We start from the raw sequence: 23690 nt of genomic DNA, 5'->3' as shown, positions 1-23690 counted from the left end.
AATAAGTGGCAATCTGGAATGAGTGAATTAAAAGCAAATCAACTGAGAAAAAGTTATAAATCACGCACCGTAGTTAAAGATGTGTCATTTTCGTTAAATAGCGGTGAAGTCGTTGGACTACTAGGCCCCAACGGTGCTGGCAAGACTACTTGCTTTTATATGGTAGTTGGACTTGTTGGCTTGGATGGAGGTGAAATAACATTGGATGATATTGACCTCAGCCGATTACCCATTCATCATCGCGCAAAACTTGGTTTAAGCTATTTACCCCAAGAGACTTCTATTTTTCGACGCTTAACCGTTGAAGAGAATATTTTAGGAGTATTAGAATTACAAAATTTCGGAGAGGACGAAAAACAATGCCATTTAGATAGCCTATTAAACGATTTACATATCTCACATTTGCGCAATAATTCCGCTATGAGTTTGTCCGGTGGCGAACGCCGACGTGTTGAAATTGCACGAGCTTTGGCATCGCAACCAAGGTTTATCTTACTAGATGAGCCGTTTGCAGGTGTTGATCCAATTGCCGTCATCGATATTCAAAAAGTTGTTGCATTTCTTAAGCAGCTCAACATTGGTGTTTTGATTACCGATCATAATGTTCGAGAAACTTTGGGAATTTGTGATCGGGCCTATATCATCAGCGAAGGACATGTACTGGCAAAAGGAAAACCTGAGGAGATCATTCATGACGAACGAGTCAGAGCAGTTTATTTGGGTGAACATTTTAAACTGTAACATAATGAATAAAAAATTAAATTTCTAACACAATGATCGTTTTCTTGGAATCATGAAACCAGCACTGCAACTAAAGCTTTCGCATCAACTTAAATTGACACCTCAACTGCAGCAATCGATACGATTGTTGCAGCTCTCTACTATTGAGTTAAGTCAAGAAATCGAGCGGATTGTGCAAGAAAATCCGTTGCTGGAGTTGTTGGATACTCATCGAATACCGGTCAATGATGATTGCTCAGAAATAGAGATTGAATCTAGCAATCATGAAACTAACAATGAAAGTAAAATTACTGAAACGCTCCCCTCAGAAGATTCGAATATAAACGACAAAGAATATGATAGCGGTCCGGAATGGCAACAGGAAGATTTCCCAACATACCAGGCTTTAGAGGACGATGACTACGATGGACCTCAAATTCCTGCAAAACCTATCACTTTACGAGAACATTTGCTTACTCAGGTCGCCTGCTCACAAAGAATTTCTGAATTCACCCGAGAAATTATCACTCTGTTGATTGACAGCTTGGATGAAGACGGCTATCTGACACAATCTTTGGATGAATTGAATGCATTCTTACCACCCGAATTTGAAATCGACCCCAATGATTTAGAAGTTGCTTTGCAAGACTTACAAACACTCGATCCAGTTGGCGTAGGTGCACGCAATTTGCAAGAATGTCTGCTCATACAGTTGCAAGCCATGCCTGAAAAAACACCTTATCGAAACGAAGCTTTTAAAATTATTGCGGAGTACTTACAGATTTGGGCATCTCATGACTACAGTCAAATTAAAAAATTACTGGGATGCGATGATAAGGCACTACAAGCAATTCAGAAGTTAATCACACATCTAAATCCAAAGCCTGGCTCAGAATTTAACGCATCGATCGAACGATATGTTATACCTGACATTATTATAAAAAAGAAAAATAACACTTGGATTGCGGAGCTCAATATGGCTGCTTTACCGCGTCTAAATATTAATCGTCTGTATGCTAACATACTAAAACAAAATGCCACTAATAATCTATCAAGTCAACTGACTGAGGCTAAGTGGCTGATCAAGAATATCCAACAACGCTCACAAACAATTTTGCAAGTCGCCACTGCTATTGTCGCACGCCAACAACAATTTTTTGAACATGGAGAAGTAGCTATGCGACCACTCGTTCTCAGAGAGATCGCAGAAACATTAAATCTACACGAATCAACGGTCTCACGAGTAACAACACAGAAATTTATGCATACACCGCGTGGTATCTTTGAACTTAAATATTTTTTCGGTAGCCGCTTGGCAACAGATACTGGCGGTGCTTGCTCAGCTACAGCAATTCGCGCGCTGATTAAAGAATTAGTTAAGCAAGAAAACACTAAAAAACCTTTAAGCGATAGTAAAATTGCTGCGGTTTTAATGCAACAAGGAATCGTTGTCGCACGCAGAACCATCACCAAGTACCGGGAAATATTACAAATCCCTCCAGCTAATCTTCGCAAAACATTTTAAATAGAATAAAGGATTACTATGAATCTTAAGCTTATCGGCAATCACGTAGAAATTACTGAAGCATTGCGTGAATACGTTACTTCAAAAATCGGTAAAATAACACGGCATTTCGATCATGTTATTGATGTTAGCGTCATCTTGTCGGTAGAAAAGCTAGTACAAAAAGCAGAGGCAAACATTCATATTCGCGGTAAAGATATTTTTGTCGAAACAGAAAGTGAAAACATGTACGCATCGATTGACAGTTTGGTCGATAAATTAGATAGGCAAATACTTAAACATAAAGAAAAGAATCTTGAAAAACGCAATCATAGTGGATTAAAAGATCATGATTTTGAATCTTAAGCACATTAACTTTTTCATAAAGACTGTCACACAAATGCGTATTAACAATATTCCGTCAAAATAATTATTAAAAAAAACAAATTCTTAATGAATCTCATTTCTCAGCTACTTCCTCCAGCCAATGTCATTGTTGATTTAGATGTTGCCAGTAAAAAAAGGGTATTTGAACAAGCCGGATTATTATTCGAAAACACAAAACAAATTGCACGCAGTCAGGTTTTTGAAAGCTTATTTGCCCGCGAAAAACTCGGATCAACCGGTTTAGGGCAAGGCGTGGCAATTCCACACGGTCGTATCAAAGGATTGCGTGAAGCCGTAGCAGCATTAGTAACTTTAAAAGAACCGATTCCATTTGATGCCCCTGATGGTCAACCTGTCAATATCGCTTGTATTTTGCTCGTCCCAGAAAAAGCTACCGACCAGCATTTACAGATCCTTAGTGAATTGGCGCAAATGTTTAGTGACAAACAATTTCGCGATAATCTTTTACGCCACAAAGATGGTGCTGCAATTCACCAAATGATTGCTGATTGGAAACCAAATGTCACAAATTAGCATCGCGCAATTATTTGAAGACAAGAAGGAAAAGCTTAAACTCAGTTGGGTTTCAGGCTACGAGGGAAACAATAAATTACTCACAGACGATTCTGTCTTACATAATGACAAAGAAGCCATTGGTTACTTGAACTTCATTCAACCTGATTGGATTCAAGTATTAAATAGCGACGGAATCAATTATTTAAACCGGCTCGATCCCCATACGTTAGAAAAAAAAATCAACCAATTGATACAAAGTAATATGGTTTGTATCATTATTGCGGATAATGCTGAGGCACCCAAGTCCATTCTTGCACTATCCAATGACGCCAACATCCCTTTGCTCAGATCCCCATATCCCAGCTCTGAGATCATCTGGGTAATTCGTACCTATCTCAGCAGTGTACTCGCGCCTTCTTGTATTTTACATGGTGTACTGTTGGATGTATTAGGTATGGGTGTATTGATCACAGGTGAAAGCGGTGTTGGTAAAAGTGAGTTGGCGCTTGAACTTATTAGCCGCGGACACGGCTTGGTTGCAGACGACATTGTAGAGTTGCGCCGCATTGCGCCTGAAACTCTTGAAGGACGTTGCCCTCCGATGTTGAGAGATTATCTGGAAGTTCGTGGATTAGGGATATTGAATATCCGCACCATTTTTGGTGAAACCGCGGTTAGGCGCCGCAAAAACATGAAATTGATTGTTCACTTACAAAATGGCGTCTCTGGAGATCAAGTAGCACTAGAACGCTTACCATTGAGCAATCTCAATCAAAACATCATGAACGTCGATATTCGCAAAGTAATCATCCCTGTTGCAGCGGGTCGCAATTTAGCGGTTCTGGTAGAAGCTGCTGTACGAAATTATGTGCTACAACTACGTGGTATCGATAGCACCAAGGATTTCATCGAACGGCAAGAACGTGAAATGGATAATTCTACAGAGACGAAAAATTGAACACTAAGGCAGTTCCGCCGTATAATTATCCACGACATTCTGCAAAACTTGAATGTCATTGATCCAATCAAGCTCTTCCCATACCCGATCAAAAAACCCGTCACACACGCGCTTACCGACGCATCCGGAATGCCTTACGGGAATTCGCCTGTTAGCGCAATTATTAGCTCACCGGTGCCTTAGAAAGCACCAAAGGTACTTTGGCATGGCAATGTTGAAAGAGCGCTAGACCGAAGGTTAAGAAACAGCAAATGCAATGGACGCAAGACCTCCATTATCTGTTACAAACGAAAACGGCGGCTCTGAATAACGATTTACACCGTCATTTTGAACACTGGTATCCGGGGTTAAAGATCGGGAAAAATACGGAAAGACATACATCAACTTTGAAAATGGTGGCCTGATTTGAAAAAACACACCACATTTTTTATGCCCTCCTATTGAAGGATTGATTTTGTCGTAGCTCGCATCTTGGATTATTTAAAAATCAATCACTCTCTCACTCCACGTTGGGGAGTAAAAAGCTAGGAGCTGTGGTAGTTTATCTATTATTTAAGCTAATCCACTACAACCTCTCTCTAGTCTTCTACATTTTAATAGTAAGTCTTACAAACACATGACTTTAAAGAATCCTTTAAACACAACTAATCTTCCCTATTTATCAGGTTGTCGTTACAACAAAAGGTACCCGCTTCTGTCACGATATACTGCATAGGTATGTCGTGCGATTGTGGATGGATATTTTCCAATCGCTGCAATTCAAACGCAATGCCGATAGTCAAAGGCAGGAGATCATAAGCAGCGAGCGTGCAGTCAAAATAGCCACTGCCATAACCTAAACGATACCCGTACGCATCAAACCCCACCATAGGAATCAACAATGCATTGGGCAACACTTGTCGAGAATCTATGGGTACTGCGATCCCATACGATCCGGTTTTCATTGCCATACCCGGTGTCCATTCACAGAAACGCAAAGCTTCATTCCGCTGAATAACTTCTGGGAGTGCTAAGGTAGCACCTCCATTGAGTAAGTATTGTGCGATGGCGCGCGGATCATACTCACCACGGAATGGCCAATAAATTCCAACAATCATCTTTTGCAGCTGCGGAAACTCTTGTTTGAGAAAATCAGTAATACTCTGACTCCATTGCTGGTGCGCTTCCGGTCGAATTGTTTCGCGCGCGGCAATCAGTTGTTTACGTTTTTCTTTACGCCAAGTCGACCAATCGGTATTCATCACTTATATAAAAATAGCCAAGTTATTCGATGATGAAAAAGTACGCTGCAATAACTTTCTAACCGGAGTTGGAATGCCACGCTCCAGAGCCTCAGAAGGATATATCCAGATCGAATCGTCAGACAAAGCCATCTTTTCCGATCGGATCGTCAACAGTTTTGGATAAATACGCAATTTAAAGTGAGTAAACTGATGATTCAAAATAGGCAATTCATGCAATGTTTTGACTTGGATATGCCACTGATCTGAGCAATACGCCGAAACATCCACTCCTGCACTGATTTCAGGTAGGCACCATAACCCACCCCAGATACCAGAAGTTGGTCTTTTTTGCAGAAATAATTTTCGATCTCGCAACAAAAACAAAAAAATGACTTCCTTTTGTGGTAGTGATTTGCGCGGTTTTGGTGTAGGTAGTTGATCTATACGACGCTCAATTGCAGCAATGCAATAACGATTTAACGGGCAGACTTCGCACGTCGGCGCACCCCGACTACAAACCGTTGCACCTAAATCCATTAACGCTTGCGTATAGGCTTCAATCTGGCCATTCTGATAATCATGAGGCAAAGCCTCTTCCGCTTTCTCCCAAAGTATTTTTTGCACCTTGGATTCGCTTGGAAAACCATCAATACCAAAATAACGCGCAAACACACGTTTAACATTGCCGTCCAAAATCGCTTCGCGCTGTCCAAACGAAAAAACTGCAATTGCCGCAGCAGTGGAGCGCCCTATCCCAGGCAATTGCTCCAGTGAGCATCGGTCGACAGGAAAGCGACATTGGTAGTTTGATGCCACTATACGTGCCGATGCATGCAAATTCCGTGCGCGCGAATAATAACCAAGACCGCTCCACAGCGCCAAGACAGCCTCCAATGGCGCATCTGCCAAGCTAGCGACAGTAGGAAAAGCCTGCATAAAACGATGATAATAAGGAATAACCGTATTGACCTGGGTTTGCTGCAGCATAATCTCGGATACCCAGATTGCATATGGATCACGATTTTTTTGCCAAGGCAAATCGTGGCGTCCATATTTGCGATGCCAATCTATCAATAATGAAGCAATAGTTATCATCCGTTTTTATAGCAAAAAAACATCTTAATCAAAAACAACTTCCTTAAACCGAGCATTTGGCGTTAACACCTCCATTTTGACCAGTTCAGTCAAATCAATGTACTGCTTATCATCGCCACTCTGATCAATAATCAGGCATTCACGCTTTTCTGGCGAATTGACAATATCTAGCGCTTTACCTTCTACGATTTGCTGATTCTTGAGTACCACCCTTAAGTGATAACCATACATGCAAGCCACTTCAACGAAATCATGCAGCTCGCATGAAATTACCTCTGCATTCATCGAAACTCCTTTCCGATCTATCTGTAAAAACCGTACTATACAGGATTCTTTGCGATGTTCGATCAACGTTACAATTAATTGCATTTCCCGGGATAAGCATGGTAAATTTTTCATTTTGCTATCACGCATTAATAATAAAAAAATAGCAACATTCAACGACCTGTTAATCTCAGCATGACTGCGCTATAGTCAAAAGCTGATATTCTGTCATTCATTAGCACACAGAGGAAAACTCATGGCAAATTGGTTTAAAGACAACGCATTCTCTATTGGACGGACTCCATTGGTACGCCTGAATCGTATCACCGATGGCGCTCCCGCATTGATATTAGCGAAAATTGAAGGACGCAATCCGGCTTATTCAGTTAAATGCCGGATTGGTGCGGCAATGATTGATGATGCTGAGCATAAAGGGCTGCTCGGTAAAGGAAAGGAAATTGTTGAGCCAACCAGCGGTAATACCGGCATTGCGCTAGCTTTTGTTGCAGCAGCCCGGGGTATTCCTCTGACTCTGACAATGCCAGAAACTATGAGTCTAGAGCGGCGTAAATTGCTCGTAGCATTGGGTGCAAAACTTGCCTTGACCGAAGGAGCAAAAGGCATGAATGGTGCAATCGCCAAAGCACAGGAAATCGTTGATTCCGATCCAAACCGCTATGTCTTGCTACAACAATTCAAAAACCCTGCCAACCCAGCAATTCACGAAAAAACGACTGGCCCGGAAATTTGGGAGGATACCGATGGCGCAGTGGATATCTTCGTTGCGGGTGTCGGAACCGGTGGTACGATAACCGGCGTCTCACGGTATATCAAAAAAACTCGCGGCAAGAACATCATTTCGGTAGCCGTTGAACCATCGGCTAGTCCTGTGATTACACAAAAACGTGCCGGTGAAACACTGACACCAAGCTCGCATAAAATTCAGGGGATTGGCGCTGGCTTTGTACCGGATAACTTGGATTTGTCACTGATCGATGCCGTCGAACAAGTTACGAATGAAGAAGCCATTCAATACGCGCGCCGCTTGGCCAAAGAAGAAGGCATACTGGCTGGTATCTCCTGCGGTGCCGCCGTAGTAGCTGCCATACGCCAAGCCAAGCGTCCTGAAAATGCCGGAAAAACCATTGTAACCATACTGCCAGATTCTGCAGAGCGCTATTTAAGCAGCATCCTGTTTGAAGGCATGTTTGACGAGCAAGGCATGACACCGCTGTGAGCACAACCAAAAGAACACGCGACATTCTAGTGCGTAATACACACCTGAATGTAGATGAAATCGTTATTGAATTACGCAACATTCGTGTAACAAATTTGGAGAGTCGCAACCGCCACACCGCGCCACCACGCTTGCCGTCGCGTCGAATTCTAGCCAGCGTCACTGAAGGCTTGTGTGCTGCATTATTTCCTAATCGATTAGGATCTTCCGAGTTGGCTGATGAAGGAATCGATCATTATGTTGGACATACTCTGAACCGGACATTACGTGAATTGATGGTACAAATCCAGCACGAACTTCATTACAACTCCGGTTTGGAAATTCTCAGCAACGAAGACCGCAAGCAATCAGCGATCATCGCGCAAGCATTTGCCAAGCAGCTTCCACAAATACGCCGACTAGTAGAAAGTGACATCAAAGCAGCATATGAAGGCGATCCCGCCGCACGTAACATTGACGAAGTCTTAGTATGTTATCCGGGCATCATGGCAACCATGCACTACCGCCTCGGACATGTACTCTATCAGCTCGGTGTTCCGCTAATCGCTCGCATGATCTCAGAAATCGCACACTCAGAAACGGGTATTGAGATCCATCCAGGCGCACAAATCGGCAGTAGTTTTTTTATCGACCATGGCACTGGCGTTGTCATTGGAGAAACCGCCATCATCGGTAATAATGTGCGCCTCTATCAAGCTGTTACACTCGGTGCAAAACGCTTTCCGGTCGATGAAAGTGGCGCTTTGGTCAAAGGCAATTTACGTCATCCGATTGTGGAAGACGATGTGGTAATTTATGCCGGCGCAACGATTCTAGGAAGAATCACCATAGGACGTGGGTCCACCATTGGCGGCAATGTGTGGCTAACCCGTTCGGTTCCACCTGGAAGTAACGTTTCACAAGCACAGATGCGAAATGAAGTATTTGAAAATGGAGGCGGGATCTAAATGACAACAGAAAAAATCATGCTAACTTTAGCGGACGCCAAAAAAATCGCTCAGGCAGCCGAGCAAACGGCACTGGCGAACCAATGGCCGGTTGTCATTGCCATCTTGGACGATGGCGGGCACTTGCTCTACTTGCAGCGCTTAGACGACACTCAGTTTGGTAGCATACAAATCGCGATCGAGAAAGCACGCGCAGCGATTGCCCTTCGGCGCCCGACTAAAGTTCTGGAAGACAATATTAACCAAGGTCACCTGCGCTATTTGAATTTACCGGGAGCCCTACCGATCGAAGGCGGGCTTCCGATTGTCATCAACGGTCAATTTGTCGGCGCAATTGGCGTCAGCGGTGTGCGATCTAATCAGGATGCTCAGATCGCCCAAGCAGGAATTAATGCATTTATACAAAATTAGACAAGAAAATAATTCTTTTTTCTAGTGATTTTGCTCTTTACAAAAAACTCACCGACTATCGATTCAATTTTGAAGGTGTGCAGTAAATATCCGAGAGTCATGCTGCCAACTTTGGCAACAAGAATCAATATCAGTTACGCAAGGTTGAGCATTGACATTTATTAGTGTTGCTGTGAAACTAACGCTCTAGTGTTTTTTGGCATAGCCAGAGCTCTGGTATGAAAAATTCAAACGTATTTGTCGCAGAATTGATTATGATCGTAGCATTCCTTCTTAAGCTATGGAAGCTTCCGGATTAATGAATTCCCTTTATTAAAACCACATAACGAGCAATTACTCGCCAAAACAAAGGAAATATAAAATGAGATTATATTCATTCATAATTTTAGCATTATCACTTTCAGTCATGAATGTGTACGCAGATGAAACGATATCAGAAAAAGCTACCGCAACTGCTAATGATATTAAAAGAGGAGCCAATGAAACGGTAAACCGAATTGAAGAAGCTACTTGCACTGGAAGTGAAGCAGAATGTATAAGAAAAAGAATTGAAAATAGATTAGAAGAAACAAAAGATTCTATCCAAGATAAATCTTCAGAAACGATCAACAAAATAAACTAACTGGAAACGTATTGACAGCATACTCACCCGTCTCTGTAGCAAAATACAGTGATTGGTTAGGATAGCGCCCGTTAGTGACTTGTAAGATTCTTTGAATTGATTGAAAGCATGTGATGTTTGCAATAATCAGTTAGTACCTTTGACAGCTTCGTTAGCATATTTATATGACAACACTTTAAAGACTGTAAACTAAAAATCCGGAAAAACTGTCTTTTAGATGAATCAAAAACAGTTTCCGGATTGAAGAATGAAAGTTAGGAAAATTAACTTTCCGTAATCACACTAAGAGATCTGCTGAATACCCGCAAGTAACCATGTGGCATTTGGATCTTTAAGATCTTTCTGTACATGCCAAATTTCATCAAAAGATTCAGCCTCGCCATTAGGCAAATCTCTCAACTGACCTGTAAAACGCACACTTGCAATGGCTGTATCGCTCGTGGTTTCAACTTCGAGTAAATTAGCATCAATAAACATGACTTCGGTTTGTTGTTGCGCGCCATTTCTTTCATTAATTTGAGTAGTAATCTCAGCAACCATCTCTGGTGTTGCATAATCACGAATTTCATTGACATCGCCACGATCATTGGCAGCTTGCAACTTAATAAAAGAGTTTTTCGCATTGCGCAGGAATGGTTCCACCTTAAATCCCGCAGGAATATTAGGTTGCTGAGCCGTAGCAGCATTATCCATCGATGAAACAGTGTTTCCAGCAGCGCCAAAAGGCGGCGCACTGAATTGACCTTGCGTATCCGTATTCATTCCGGAATACTGCATACGCGCACCCTGTCCTGCCATCTTTGGTTTACGCAGCATGCGTATCACAAAAAATACTGCACCAATCAACAAAGCCAGAACCAACATATCCATCATGTTAATATCTTCAAAAGCGCCCCCCATAAAAAGTGCCGCCAAAAGCCCGCCCGCAGCCAAGCCAGCCAGCGCGCCACCCCATTTACTTCCAGTCGAAGGCGTCGCCCCAGGTGCAGCAGGAGATTGTTTAGAACTGCTTGGCGCTGCTTGTTGCTGGTTGATCGATTGTCGTTGAGAACCGATATTTTTACCGCCCCCCATACGTTTGGCTGCTTCTGCTTCGACAGCATCAAACGCAAATAGTCCAAAGCTGAAGATAGCCAATGTCAGGTAAGTGAACATCTTCTTCATAGTTGTCTCCTAAACAAGGTTATCGAAGTTGAATATATTATCGTGTTTATTAACACCACTACAATATTTTTATTCTGCTCGTTTCTGCTAACGCAATAAAATTAACCGTGCGATTGCATCATGCCTCATCCATACAATGGCATTCTGATCAAATTGTCGTCCAATATTTTGCGCAGCGTGAAACTCGAGACCAAAAACAAAAAAACTTTTTTCCGGTGGCCATGTTTGAGTGGGGTCAACATTCAAACTTTCAAGGAAGTGGTAGTGATTCTGGGCCAAAAAATTTCTTAGCAATTCATTTGCAAAGCAATTTGCATTCTCACTACTCAATTGGCTATACGAATTATAAGCTGTCACAATAGCCGCACAGGATGCCCCGAATTGAATCAGTAGCGACTTGATCCGTTCCGAATAACGATCAATGAAAACGACTACCTTCTCGCGCTCTATAGAAACCCAATACTGTGTTTGGTAATAGCTAGCAATCAATTTTTTATCGATTATCGAGTTTGAAGTATCAATCATAAGAAAAATTACCAAGGTGGTTGATATTTCATTTCACAAGAAACCACTGATAGTCGCACACTAGCCACTAATATTCTCAAAAATATCCTCCATTTTTCGTATCATATTGTTTTTCAGAATATTATTTCTATTTGCTCTTGTATCTACTCGTCATCCTCTGTCCACTATAACTTTTTGCGCAATCGAGCAACTTGGCAATCAGTTACAGCACTACAGAACAATCTCGACTTCTCTATTTGTTTTAGCTCTCTATGAGATATGCTGGACGAATTGACGGTAAAGCACTATGGGTATTTATCCCCATTTTGCAGAGCCTCCATAACGAAAATCCTCTTAAAAGTTTTTTTAACCTCCTCTGGTAGACTGCAAACCATCATGAAATGTGCATATTACCTTCACTAGAGATGTGTGAGCCTAGCTCGTGCCAATACAATTTCACGACCTGGTACTCTATTATTTTGAACAACCAGATTAGAATCAGACCGCAATACTTTCTCATTTCCAGAAATAAAACGAGTAGCGATAAATTTTTATCAATCTCTTGATCTCTTTCCCGAGTTGTTGCAAACGAATTCCTTATCTATGAAAATACTTTTTGTATCCACTGACTAATATCGTGCAGCTCCTGATTGCACACACTGTGCATCATGGAATAATCGTGCCATTCAGGCGTATACCCTACCGCCCTTATCATTTCTTTTGATCTTATAGCATAAGATAATGGTATTACATTGTCGTCAATTCCATGCGCCATAAAAATCGGAATTGTGAGATTTTTCCGATTTATCTCTGCTACAAGCGATTCGGAAAGCGATAAATAGCATGATAACGCTAAAATTCCCGCAAGTGGTTTTGTGTATCTTAGACCTACTTGCAGAGCCATTACGCCACCTTGAGAAAATCCCGCCACTACTATTCGCTCAGTTGCTATTCCATTCTCAATTTCTCTCTCAATCAAAGCTTCAATCGCTCTCTGGGAGCGACGAATTCCTAATTCGTCTTCACTAGCATTAAAATTCGAGCCTTTAATGTCATACCATGCTCGCATAACATAGCCATTATTAATAGTAATCGGTCGTTCTGGCGCATGAGGAAATACAAATCGTATAGATTTATTCAATGGAAGATTCAATTGATCAACTATAGGCAGGAAATCATTACCATCCGCACCCAAACCATGCAACCATATAATTACATATTCCGGCAATTCACCTGTTTCAATTTCAATTGCTGGTAACAATTCATGAACCCCTGATCAAATATTCACTTGAAAACTCAATCGGCAAATAGAAAGCGCCGGTACCCTATCTGTCTTTCGACAGCGGTGTACCGGCGCTTTGTGTTTAAACCTAAACCAATCTATCTTCGATTATAGTTTGGTAAACACTGGAATAACGGCTCCCGCAATACTGTTAATATAACGTGTACCACTGTCATCCCAAGTCATCAGCAATCCACCAAAACGGCTTTCAGGATCACCCAATAACGCCATCAAACGTTGTACTTCCCATAACGCATCTTTGGCTTCCATCTTAACTTCACGTGTTTCACCAGGTTGAATCGCTCTGTCATCATCCATCGATAAACCAGTCGCAACCAATTCTCTCGGATAGTCCGGATCTAAATGTGTTTGACCCAGTTTGTTAACAAAACGAACACCCGCTGTAGTGAACTCCCCAATACTAACCGGTGAGTCACCATTGTTGGTAATTTCCATCGTAACGCGCAACGCACGTCCAGGTACGTCATAGTTCGCATGCGTAACTTTAATCGCTACCGGATTCGGTGCAATCGGTAATGGCTCTACTTTAGATTCACCCGCTTGAATCGGTACCGTGTACGGATGAACCGTTTCTGTATAACGATATCCACCCCATACAATCGCACAGGTCAGAATCGCCATCGCAAGACCAAATTTCCTGTCCGTCGGTGATGTCAGCAATTCGTCTCCATACGCCAACAATACCCGACTACGTGGCAAGAACATCGGTTTCGCTACAAAGTAGCCAATCCAGAAGCAGCCAAGACCCAACCATACCAAGTGCCAGAATACACCATTGCTGAAATTGAAAGTTTCCAGATCAATGTTTTTACCCGTTAATGTGGTAATCGGATTGGTAAAGTCATCCCAGCTACCTGAAATGTTCATCCAAGATGCAGGACCTGCAATCGGACCCGCGTCTTTCACGTTTACCATCGCATGCATATGATGGCGTCCAGGTATCCGTGCTTTCAGTTTCACTTCAAATTCATAGTCGCGTCCAATTTCTAACGGACCTGATATGAAGGTCGGGTGACCATTTAACTTGGTGCTCAAGCGTACAAACACCGGACTCGGACTGCCCACGTTAAAAAACGCACGTCCAGGCTTACCTACCGCACGTGGCCAATCTTCTGCCAAGTGAAATTTACCAGTCATCGTAGCAATGTCGTTCACTTTCGTGACTTTCGGTTGCCATTTCATGTCATACCACTGAATACTACGCATCCGAAGAAACGGCTCTTGCGAACGTTCACCATGTGCCGATGCCGTTTTTACATCAGCGCCCAACGTCAGCGCTAATGATGCCGCACCTATCGCAGCTCCGTAAAGACCTAACACGCCTAGTTTAAAAATGCTTTTCATATTCATTATTTGATCCCCTGTGCAAAGCCTTTTTCACCAAAAGCAGTTACGTCATTCTTCATAGAAATACGTCCTCTTTCACCTTTAACATAGTAGAAAGCGGTGCAGTAAACTTTACCAAAATACCACCATACGCAGAACATCAACATCGATACGAATGCCGAGAAGAACGCAGCAATAACCGTCGTGTGACCACCAAACGTACGCAATGAACCTTGCTCAATTAAACGCACATATTCCGGTGTACCAGTACGTACATACAAGAAACCCGTGTAGTCAGCAACTGATAACAGTACGCCTTCTACTACCACTGGTAAGTGGGTCGGGCCAAATATCGGCCAGTTGCCTGGGTAGAAAAACAATCCCCAGAATCCACCACCTAATAACGCGGTTATCAACCAGTTACCTGTCAACAACATGATCGTATCCAACATCAATGCGCCAGGAATCATGGTCGATGGCAGTACAAAGTTGAGTGGATAGTGTGACCACCAGTAAAATCCCCAGTAACGGGTTAACCATTCACCTACCAACAGGCACACGATACACAGTGTCGCGCCAAAAGGCAGACGGTAGTTTACCCACAAATAGTACATCAATGCCGCACAATACATAACGCCCACAATCGGGGTTACTACCGGCCACCATTGACGATCTTTCCAATCAAGCCAAAAATCCCAGTCACCTGCCAACAGCATAAAGTGCATGTGGAATGTTCCTACCAACAGAATACACAGAATCGGAAAATACACCGCATCAATGTATCTCGACATCCTTACCGCTTCCGGTGGCATCTTGGCCGCCGCTATAATTTCGTCTGTTCTACTCACTAGACCCTCCCTATATTCATTTTATTTAAATTCATAGACCCAATTTCCTCGCGCCTATTTATTCTTTTCTTACGCTAGCCTCGTAGATTATTTCCCCTAGCCTACGAGACTAACGTACCCACTTCACCGAAAGTCCCTTCGTCGCCTAACGAAAAACTCCGATGTGCTCCTTATTTAAGGAACGATGCGGTTATTCAGAATTTCTCTGCTAGCATTGTTCCAGGTTACATCGGTCAGGTTTGAATAACGGGTAATGATTTGTGCTGCAATTCCACCCGAAAATAAACCAGCCCAACCCAGAATCACAAAGCCCCAGTGTAATGGCGCGCTAAACAATTCTTCCATGAACCAGAATGCATGTCCCCATTCGTTCAACCCTACGTTCGGCAGAATCATCAATGGACCAGCAATTGCCATCACCAACGGGAAGGATGTGCCACGGCTATACAGCGGCAGACGGGTCATCGCATACAAGTATGACGCTACACCACATACAATGTACATCGGGAACGAACCGTAAAATACCACTACGTGACTTGGCGTAAAGCTCGTGTCACGAATAATCACTTGGTGCCAAGATGCGTCTTGTTCCGTAAAGAAACTTCCGCCCCAGTAAACACCAAACAAATAAACACCCAACCACATCATCCAGTAAAAATAACGTTTGATCTCCAGCTTGGTGTCCAAATTGTCTAATTGCTCTTTCGTATCACGAGTCTTCAGAATCCAACCCCATGTCACTAACCCAAACAGCGGCATCAGTGTCATGTGTACTCGCCACAGACCCATCCATACCTTGTCAAACTCAGGTTCCATCGAATCCATTCCATGCGAATATGCAAATGTCCTTTGATACCATATCCAAAATATCGCTACCAATAACATCGTCAGCATGCCTAATTTGTAGTACTTTGAGTCATACCACAGCGACATGTCATAATCAGCACTCTTACTCGCACTACTCGTGCCATACGTCGTTGCCATATCCTACCTCCTTACCGCTCTTCGTTAATTAAATATACTGCTCTCTCTTTTTTTATTACTTACTACCTAATTCTTCACGAATTATTCTATCTTCTACTGCTCTTATACTTAAATTTTTAGCAACTAAATCAGAGTATATTTCCCCCCAACCCAGCTACACCCTCCAGGCTAGTCGACATACCCCCAACTCGTCAAGAACTATTTGTCATAAAACTATAACCAAATATTCTTATTTCTAAAAATATTCGATATCTAGATATGTTATTCCTTTTTATTCTTTTGGAAAAGCCCATATTTTAATAAAAACTATTTTTGTGGCTTTAAACATTTCAGTTACAAGAGAAGAAACCATAGCGCCAATACTACTTATGCTGTGGTTACGTATTTTTGAATAATATTGATCAAATTTTCTGACGAAAAAGGCTTGGTCAAATAATCGCTGGAACCCGCTATCCTTCCTTTCGCCTTATCAAATAAGCCATCTTTACTAGATAACATAATTACTGGAATCGATTGATAGACAGGATTCTTTTTAATCAACATACAAGCCTGATAACCATTTAAACGAGGCATCACAATATCTATAAAAATAATATCAGGCTGATTATCAACAATCTTGTACATTGCCTCGAATCCATCCTCAGCCGTAATAACTTCACACCCTGAAGGTTTTAGGAAAATTTCTGCACTCTTTCTAATAGTACTGCTATCATCAATAATCATCACTTTAATCTCTTTTAAAGCTTTATTGATCTCACTCACAAACAAAAACTCCTTGTAAAGTTAAACTCCTAATGATAGAAACAGATACATTGATTACTCTACAAAAAAGCAAATTAATACGCCCTACAAAAGTAATTGATATTACTTTACTAAATTAACAGCCTGATTCTAATTACTTTCCCAGCTATTATCTTAATCAATTCCGGACACAACAAGGCGCGATAAAAATCTGAGATATCCTGATCACTTAAAACAAATGTCAATATAATTTGAAGCGTATCATTCTGGCAAGCCTAATTAACTGCTTCTTATTTCTTCCAAAAAGCCGGCGTCAATATAACGAGCAGCGTAAAGAATTCCAGTCTCCCTAGTAGCATTGCAAAACTACAAATCAAAATTTGCAAATCTGTTAAAGACGCATAATTACCAGCTGGACCGATACTACCAAGCCCAGGACCCAAATTGTTTAAACACGCCGCCGCTGCAGAAAATGCAGTCATAAAATCCAAACCACTAAAAGTAAGTACAAGCACCATGGTCACGTAACTAGCAGCATAAACAAATAAAAACACTAGCACCGACAAAATAATCCGATTCGACACTATATTTCTACCTACTTTTAAAGGCGTTATTGATTGAGGATGCATGATGGAAATCATTTCTCGATAAACCAATTTATACAAAATGCGCGCACGTACCATTTTTATTCCGCCACCGGTAGAACCAGACGAAGTGGCAATTCCCGATAACAACAACATCCATAAAGGTATCAGAATAGGCCACGCACTATAATCAGTGTTACTATAACCAGTGGTGGTAGCCACGGAAATCACATTGAAAGCCGCATAGCGCAAGGCCGTCAACATATCAGGATAAGTATTTGACAACCAAAGATATAATGCAGATCCTAAGCAACTTAGTAGCACAATAGAAATATACAAGAAAGCTTCAGAGTCATAGCGATAAGGCTTCAAACTTTTAGTACGCAAAACCAAAAAGTGCGCTGCAAAATTAATGCCAGCAAACAACATAAAGATCATTGCAATAGCTTCGATTAAAGGCGAATTCCAATATGCAAAACTAGCATCATGCGAAGAAAACCCCCCCAAACCCATTGTTGTAAAAGCATGCATAATCGCATCAAAGCCATTCATACCGGCCCAATAATAAGCAATCATACAAATTAACGTTAGGCTAGTATAAATTGCCCACAAACCCTTTGCCGTTTCAGCAATGCGCGGTGTTAGTTTATTTTCTTTCATAGGTCCGGGAATTTCAGCATTCAACAACTGCCTACCACCAACGCCTAATAATGGCAGTATTGCCACTGCCAATACGATTAAACCCATACCGCCCAACCACACTATTTCGCCGCGCCATAAGTTGATTGAGGTCGGTAGCGCATCCAATCCAGATAATACCGTTCCTCCTGTTGCCGTCAATCCAGAAACCGCTTCATAATAAGCTTTGCTAATACTTAGGTTTGGTAATAATAAAATAAACGGAATCATTGCAAATGCGGGTAATACTGACCAAACCAAGACCACCAGAAGAAAGCCATCTCTGGTTTGTAGTTCTTCGCGTTTATAATTAGAGGTACTCAACCACAATAGAAGCCCGCCGCCAACAGTGATCAGTACCGATTTGCCAAATAGGGTCTGGGCACCGTCATCCATCCATATAGACCAAAACAACGGAACCAACATTGCAAATCCAAAAACCAGAACCATCTTACCTAAAACATTAACAACGCGATAAAGACGATTCATGTTGCGTATTTATTATAAAAAAGCTACGTTAACCTGGAATAATTTTTCAATCTCACGAATCATTTTCCGATTGATCACAAACAAAATAACGTGATCATCGGACTGAATCACAGTATCATGATGTGCAATAATAACCTGAGCATCTCTTATCAAATCATCACTCACTGTATCAATATCGGTAACAAGGCGTTCTCGCCACGTTCCTTCGTACTTCGGTAATCCCCTAACAATAGCACCGATCATAGCTCCCCTAGGAAGCTTAATGTCTTCAATTTTTCTACCAACCACTTTTGATGATTTTTCATCGCCATGAGCCACCAATTCCAGAGCTTCTGCCGCACCTCGCCTTAAACTATGTACCGCAGCAACATCGCCACGCCTTACATAAGCCAGTAAAGAGCCAATGGTAACTTGAGCAGGAGAAATAGCGATATCAATACCACTACCCTGCATTAAATCCACATAAGTTCCCCTAGTAATCAAGGCGATAACTCTATGGGCACCTAAACGTTTTGCCAGTAACGCAGACATGATGTTATTTTCATCATCGTTCGTCAATGAACAAAACATGTCCATTTCAGCAATATTCTCACTTTCCAATAACAATTCATCCGTTGCATCGCCGTTTAACACCAAAGCATTATTGAGCTCTGATGCAAGCATCTCGCATGCTTTAGGATTATGTTCAATAATGCGAATTTGATAATCATTTTCTAGCGTACGACTGAGGCGCCTACCGATTCTCCCTCCCCCTGCAATCATCACATGCTTCACAGGTCTATCCATATTGCGCAATTCCCGAAAAACTTTTCGAATATCGTCAGTTGCGGCAATAAAAAAGACCTCGTCACCTTCTTGAATAGTAGTACTTCCTTCAGGAATAATAGGGCGATCTTTGCGGAAAATTGCTACGACACGAATTACCACATTTGGAATATGCTTACGCAACTCTTGCAATTGCTGCCCGATTAACGCCCCACCCTGCAATGCTCGTACAGCCACCATACTGACCTTTCCCATAGCGAAGTCCAGAACCTGCAGGGCTTCTGGAAATTCGATTAATTTCTCTATATATTCAGTAAGTATTTGCTCAGGAGAGATAGCATAATCAACAGAAAAAATTTCATCAGAAAAAATCTCCGGATTCTTTAAATATTCAGTTGAACGAATGCGAGCAATTTTGGTTGGTGTATTAAATAGACTGGCAGCCAGTTTACACGCCACCAAATTCGTTTCATCGTGCTCTGTCACCGCTAAAATCATATCGGCATCCATAGCTCCTGCATCGACCAAAACGGATGGATACGAAGCATTTCCCACAACAGTACGCAAATCCAGCCTATCTTGCAAAATTGATAACCGTTCATGATCAATGTCGACCATAGTGATGTCATTGGCCTCATTCACCAAACTTTCGGCAACCGACGACCCAACTCGGCCTGCTCCTAGAATAATGATCTTCAATTTAGAATCTATCCAGCGTTAAGTTCTTTCGCGCCATTTTGTATCTATCGACTTTTATGTACCCAATCACGCCATTGTATAAATAGTCCGGCATCCAAAGCCGCAATCACTGAACGACGCCAAGGTGAGCCTGCCCAATAATCTTCATGATCAAATCCACACATGCTCCCTCCCGCCTCTTCAAGTATCAAGGATCCGGCGGCATAATCCCAAGGCTTTTGTCCACCATGCAGATATAAATCAAAATAACCTGCCGCGATATAGCACCACTCTAATGTACTAGCACCGTAGTTGCGCTGCGAAGCATAGGGTGGATAGGTCGCAACGGTTGCCGCTAGTTTTCGATCCAAGCGCTTCAAATCGATATTGGCCATAGCATTGGATAAACTTGGAACATGCTTGTTAATAGGTAACGGTATACCATTCAAAAAAGCGCCACCACCTTTTTGCGCATAAAACATTTCCTGTGTGGCCGGATTATAAACCACTCCCAAAATACTCTTCCCTTGCACTAAATAGGCAACGGAAATAGCGAAATAGGGCAATCCATTGAAAAAATTTGAAGTCCCATCAATCGGATCCACACTCCACAAACCTTCATTACCATGCATCCACTGCAATTCTTGCTCTTCTCGTGACATTTCTTCGCCAAGCAAAGGCGCCGGATGAATTTTCCGCAATTCATCGAACAAAACAGTTTGTGCAACCACATCGGCTTCGGTAAAAAAACTACCATCAGCTTTATACTGTCGACTGACCTTTAAATAGCGCGGCATAATCACTTGTTGCCCGACTTCCTTAACCAGCGCAACAACCTTTTCTAACACATTTACTCCGTACGCCACTTAATCGAACAACCAATACTGGAAATCTGATCTTCCGGGCCGCGACCCGTTTTGGCAATTTGCACCATTGCTTCAAACAAATCGCGCTGCACATCCGGCGGTGCCGCTTCCTTGCGCGATGCATCTAATCGTCCGTGGTATTGCAATGCTAAATCACTGTTAAAACCGAAAAAGTCGGGCGTGCATACCGCGCCATATTGTTTGGCGACTTCTTGTGTTTCATCCCAAACATATGGAAAAGGATAGCTGAATTTTTCCGCGATCAGCTTCATGTTTGGAAATGAATCTTCTGGATAACTCTCAGAGTCGTTCGACATAATTGCAATGGTATTGATACCATGCGGTTTCAATTCATTGACATCACGAATGATACGATCTTGCACAGCTTTTACATAAGGGCAATGATTGCAAATAAACATTAACAGCAATCCATTCTTCCCTTTACAAGAAGCCAAGTTGTAGCGCTTTCCATCAACTCCCAATAAATCAAAATCAATCGCCTTCCAACCGAATTCACAAACTGGCGTTTCTAAACTAGCCATACTTTCTCCCTTGCCTCCATTGGCTTTTGTATAAATCTTCTAAAATTGCTCGCAAAGTACTTTGTGCAAGCAACGTTAAAGACTGAGCATGCTATATTAACATGACTCACTTTAGCGAAATTATCTTGTCATTGACCAGGAACTCACGTATCTATGCACGCACGCTTTTATCATCCAGCCGAGATTACTGTTGGACAGTGCATTGCGCTCTCTCATGAAAACAAACACCATGCGATGCGCACCTTACGATTAAAGAAAGGCGATTCGATAACTTTATTTAATGGCCGTGGTGGTGAATTTTCAGCGCATATTCAAGTTATTGACAATTCGGATGTTAAAGTACTTGTTGAAAATTTTTTAAGACAGGAACGCGAGTCTCCTGTAGTTATTGAGCTTGCTCAAGCAATATGCACTAACGAAAAAATGGATTGGATCATTCAAAAAGCTGTAGAACTAGGTGTTAATCGTATCCAACCTATTTCTACCGAGCGCAGTATCGTACAACTCTCCAATGAACGCGCTAGCAAACGACTGATACATTGGGAAAAGATCATTATTTCAGCTTGCGAACAAAGCGGAAGAAATCACTTACCACAAATATTCCCTTTGATTTCTCTATCCAAATGGCTTAACCAAAAACAATTAATCCACACTGATCGAGAAACGCGATTGATGCTATCACCCACCTCAAAGCAATATTTAAAAAATATTGCTAGACCAGTGAATCATGACAGTATTACACTTATGGTCGGTCCTGAAGGTGGTTTCTCGCAGACGGAAGAACTATCCATCCTGCATAGCGAGTATACTTCTATTCGCTTAGGAAGCCGAATACTTCGCACAGAGACAGCAGGATTAGCTATTATTGCTGCGATACAAACATTATGGGGTGATTTTTGATTAACTGAAATAATTCTATCCAAGTTCTTCGAATTAATTTGAATACTCCAACCATTCCCAGCTTTGTTTCCTGGTTCCGTTCCGTTGCTCCCTATGTCAATACTTTCCGAGGAAAAGTATTTATCATCGGATTTAACGGAGAAATGATCACCGACACAAAGTTCGTACACTTTATTCACGATATTAATCTACTTGCCAGTCTTGGCGTACGCTTAGTTTTAGTACATGGTGCACGTCCGCAAATTCAATTACGCCTCGATGAATCGCAATTGGAAACGCAAACTGTCATGGATATTCGTGTAACCGATTCTGCCGCATTACAATGCGTCAAAGAATCAACTGGACGAATTCACCATGAAATTGCCGCATTGCTATCGATGGGATTACCCAATTCACCCATGGCAAATGCAGCTATTCGGGTATCGAGTGGTAATTTTGTTATTGCGTGCCCCTATGGTGTTATTGAAGGCGTTGATTTATTGCATACCGGAAAGGTACGAAAAATTAATGTACAAGCCATTAACGCAAGTCTAGAACAAGGTAATGTAGTGCTCATTTCCCCACTTGGATATTCACCGACTGGAGAAATTTTTAATTTGACAATGGAAAATGTAGCTACAGAGACAGCCATTGCACTACATGCTGAGAAGCTAATTTTTCTTTGGGATACGCTTACAAAAGAAACAAGCGATCCAGATAATTTATCCATATTACCTCGTGAATTAACGGTCAAAGAAAGCAAAGCTTTTCTTGAGGATAAATCGTCACCTACTATATTTTCAGAAGAAGCCCGGCTTTTTCTCCAATGCGCCATTAAAGCCTGTGAGTCTTCCGTTGACCGCATACATTTAATTAGTCGCCATATTGATGGCGCGATCTTGCAAGAGCTTTTCACACATCACGGCATTGGCACAATGATTTCTAGAGAAACTCTACAATCGCTCCGTGAAGCAAGGATTGAAGATGTCGGTGGGATTTTACAATTAATCGAGCCGCTTGAGACTGAAGGCATTTTGGTCAGACGCGGACGAGAATTACTTGAAGTCGAGATCGAACGATTCAGTGTTTTTGAGCATGATAGTGTAATTCTAGGATGCGCTGCGTTGTATCCTTTTCTTGAAGAAAAAGCGGGCGAGCTTGCATGTTTAGCCATTCATCCCGATTATCGCGATTTTGGGCACGGAACCCGGCTACTTAAATATATTGAAGCAAAAGCCCTTTCCCAAGGTATAAAAACACTTTTTGTACTTACAACACGAACCACACACTGGTTTATTGAACACGGCTTCACTGAAGTTACACTGACTGAGTTGCCCAAACCAAAACAAAGCTTATATAACTATCAGCGACGCTCAAAGATGTTCCGCAAGCAACTGTAATATCTTTTCAGCTAACTTAGCAATAGCTTTTTATAGTACTTTGCTAAACTACTTA

General features: G+C 41.9%; 25 protein-coding genes and 1 pseudogene. 12 read left to right on the top strand and 14 right to left on the bottom strand.

Annotated features, from left to right (window positions below; genetic code table 11):
• Nucleotides 1-18: 18 nt before the first annotated feature.
• From lptB to W03_RS02360, 6 genes and pseudogenes are all read left to right on the top strand, one after another.
• Complete coding sequence (gene lptB, locus W03_RS02385) at nt 19-741, top strand: LPS export ABC transporter ATP-binding protein (RefSeq protein WP_244071043.1); 723 nt, start codon at nt 19-21, stop codon at nt 739-741.
• 52 nt (nt 742-793) lie between these two features.
• On the top strand, nt 794-2245 hold the full coding sequence (locus W03_RS02380) for an RNA polymerase factor sigma-54 (RefSeq protein WP_244071041.1): 1452 nt from the start codon (nt 794-796) through the stop codon (nt 2243-2245).
• Between the two features lie 18 nt (nt 2246-2263).
• Entirely contained in the window at nt 2264-2590 is a 327-nt protein-coding gene (hpf, locus tag W03_RS02375; RefSeq protein WP_244071038.1) for a ribosome hibernation-promoting factor, HPF/YfiA family, read from the top strand.
• 87 nt (nt 2591-2677) lie between these two features.
• Nucleotides 2678-3145, top strand: coding sequence for a PTS sugar transporter subunit IIA (locus W03_RS02370; RefSeq protein ID WP_244071037.1), 468 nt, complete (start codon nt 2678-2680; stop codon nt 3143-3145).
• Nucleotides 3132-4085, top strand: coding sequence for an HPr(Ser) kinase/phosphatase (gene hprK / locus W03_RS02365; protein WP_244071035.1), 954 nt, complete (start codon nt 3132-3134; stop codon nt 4083-4085). The genes W03_RS02370 and hprK overlap by 14 nt, the downstream gene beginning before the upstream one ends.
• A gap of 224 nt (nt 4086-4309) precedes the next feature.
• Nucleotides 4310-4489: pseudogene (locus W03_RS02360) on the top strand (hypothetical protein); the annotation flags it as partial.
• Nucleotides 4490-4729: 240 nt separating this feature from the next.
• On the opposite strand, the gene W03_RS02355 reads toward W03_RS02360, so the two are convergent.
• The 3 genes from W03_RS02355 to W03_RS02345 are packed head-to-tail and all read right to left on the bottom strand — an operon-like array spanning nt 4730 to nt 6688.
• On the bottom strand, nt 4730-5326 hold the full coding sequence (locus tag W03_RS02355; RefSeq protein ID WP_244071033.1) for a 5-formyltetrahydrofolate cyclo-ligase: 597 nt from the start codon (nt 5324-5326) through the stop codon (nt 4730-4732).
• A 3-nt stretch (nt 5327-5329) separates the two neighbouring features.
• Nucleotides 5330-6403: an A/G-specific adenine glycosylase gene (gene mutY / locus W03_RS02350; RefSeq protein ID WP_244071031.1), complete on the bottom strand. Its 1074-nt coding sequence runs from the start codon at nt 6401-6403 to the stop codon at nt 5330-5332.
• A 24-nt stretch (nt 6404-6427) separates the two neighbouring features.
• Nucleotides 6428-6688, bottom strand: coding sequence for a Rho-binding antiterminator (locus tag W03_RS02345; protein WP_244071029.1), 261 nt, complete (start codon nt 6686-6688; stop codon nt 6428-6430).
• A 235-nt stretch (nt 6689-6923) separates the two neighbouring features.
• On the opposite strand from W03_RS02345, the gene cysK reads away from it, so the two are divergent.
• From cysK to W03_RS02325, 4 genes are all read left to right on the top strand, one after another.
• On the top strand, nt 6924-7904 hold the full coding sequence (gene cysK / locus W03_RS02340) for a cysteine synthase A (RefSeq protein ID WP_244071027.1): 981 nt from the start codon (nt 6924-6926) through the stop codon (nt 7902-7904).
• Nucleotides 7901-8851, top strand: coding sequence for a serine O-acetyltransferase EpsC (gene epsC, locus W03_RS02335; RefSeq protein ID WP_244071024.1), 951 nt, complete (start codon nt 7901-7903; stop codon nt 8849-8851). Before cysK ends, epsC begins: the two co-directional genes overlap by 4 nt.
• Nucleotides 8852-9262 (top strand): heme-binding protein, encoded by a 411-nt coding sequence (locus W03_RS02330; protein WP_244071022.1) that lies wholly within the window; start codon nt 8852-8854, stop codon nt 9260-9262.
• A gap of 361 nt (nt 9263-9623) precedes the next feature.
• A complete protein-coding gene (locus W03_RS02325) occupies nt 9624-9884 on the top strand; it encodes a hypothetical protein (protein ID WP_244071020.1) in 261 nt (86 codons plus the stop codon).
• A gap of 282 nt (nt 9885-10166) precedes the next feature.
• On the opposite strand, the gene W03_RS02320 is transcribed toward W03_RS02325, so the two are convergent.
• The 11 genes from W03_RS02320 to W03_RS02270 form a co-directional block, all read right to left on the bottom strand.
• Nucleotides 10167-11048, bottom strand: coding sequence for a Tim44 domain-containing protein (locus W03_RS02320; protein WP_244071018.1), 882 nt, complete (start codon nt 11046-11048; stop codon nt 10167-10169).
• Between the two features lie 87 nt (nt 11049-11135).
• Complete coding sequence (locus W03_RS02315; protein ID WP_244071016.1) at nt 11136-11573, bottom strand: DUF3293 domain-containing protein; 438 nt, start codon at nt 11571-11573, stop codon at nt 11136-11138.
• A gap of 580 nt (nt 11574-12153) precedes the next feature.
• The gene (locus W03_RS02310; protein ID WP_244071014.1) at nt 12154-12813 is read right to left on the bottom strand and encodes an alpha/beta hydrolase; all 660 of its coding nucleotides are present in this window, start codon (nt 12811-12813) and stop codon (nt 12154-12156) included.
• Nucleotides 12814-12942: 129 nt separating this feature from the next.
• Nucleotides 12943-14205, bottom strand: a complete 1263-nt coding sequence (locus W03_RS02305; protein ID WP_244071012.1) for a methane monooxygenase/ammonia monooxygenase subunit B — start codon at nt 14203-14205, stop codon at nt 12943-12945.
• Entirely contained in the window at nt 14205-15029 is an 825-nt protein-coding gene (locus tag W03_RS02300; protein WP_244071010.1) for a methane monooxygenase/ammonia monooxygenase subunit A, read from the bottom strand. Before W03_RS02300 ends, W03_RS02305 begins: the two co-directional genes overlap by 1 nt.
• A gap of 174 nt (nt 15030-15203) precedes the next feature.
• Nucleotides 15204-16013 (bottom strand): methane monooxygenase/ammonia monooxygenase subunit C, encoded by an 810-nt coding sequence (locus W03_RS02295; protein WP_244071008.1) that lies wholly within the window; start codon nt 16011-16013, stop codon nt 15204-15206.
• A gap of 366 nt (nt 16014-16379) precedes the next feature.
• Nucleotides 16380-16736 (bottom strand): response regulator, encoded by a 357-nt coding sequence (locus W03_RS02290; RefSeq protein WP_244073679.1) that lies wholly within the window; start codon nt 16734-16736, stop codon nt 16380-16382.
• Nucleotides 16737-17044: 308 nt separating this feature from the next.
• A complete protein-coding gene (locus tag W03_RS02285) occupies nt 17045-18505 on the bottom strand; it encodes a TrkH family potassium uptake protein (protein WP_244071006.1) in 1461 nt (486 codons plus the stop codon).
• A gap of 12 nt (nt 18506-18517) precedes the next feature.
• Nucleotides 18518-19969, bottom strand: a complete 1452-nt coding sequence (gene trkA / locus W03_RS02280; protein ID WP_244071004.1) for a Trk system potassium transporter TrkA — start codon at nt 19967-19969, stop codon at nt 18518-18520.
• 44 nt (nt 19970-20013) lie between these two features.
• Nucleotides 20014-20796, bottom strand: a complete 783-nt coding sequence (locus tag W03_RS02275; protein WP_244071002.1) for an inositol monophosphatase family protein — start codon at nt 20794-20796, stop codon at nt 20014-20016.
• Between the two features lie 2 nt (nt 20797-20798).
• Nucleotides 20799-21356, bottom strand: coding sequence for a thioredoxin family protein (locus W03_RS02270; protein ID WP_244071000.1), 558 nt, complete (start codon nt 21354-21356; stop codon nt 20799-20801).
• A gap of 153 nt (nt 21357-21509) precedes the next feature.
• On the opposite strand from W03_RS02270, the gene W03_RS02265 reads away from it, so the two are divergent.
• A complete protein-coding gene (locus W03_RS02265; RefSeq protein ID WP_244070999.1) occupies nt 21510-22256 on the top strand; it encodes a 16S rRNA (uracil(1498)-N(3))-methyltransferase in 747 nt (248 codons plus the stop codon).
• A gap of 32 nt (nt 22257-22288) precedes the next feature.
• Entirely contained in the window at nt 22289-23635 is a 1347-nt protein-coding gene (argA, locus tag W03_RS02260; protein ID WP_375792721.1) for an amino-acid N-acetyltransferase, read from the top strand.
• Nucleotides 23636-23690 lie beyond the last annotated feature (55 nt).

It is taken from the genome of Nitrosomonas sp. PY1, assembly GCF_022836435.1.
Lineage (GTDB): Bacteria > Pseudomonadota > Gammaproteobacteria > Burkholderiales > Nitrosomonadaceae > Nitrosomonas.
Note: the sequence above shows the minus strand (reverse complement) of the source record. Positions and strands in the feature narration are given on the sequence as shown.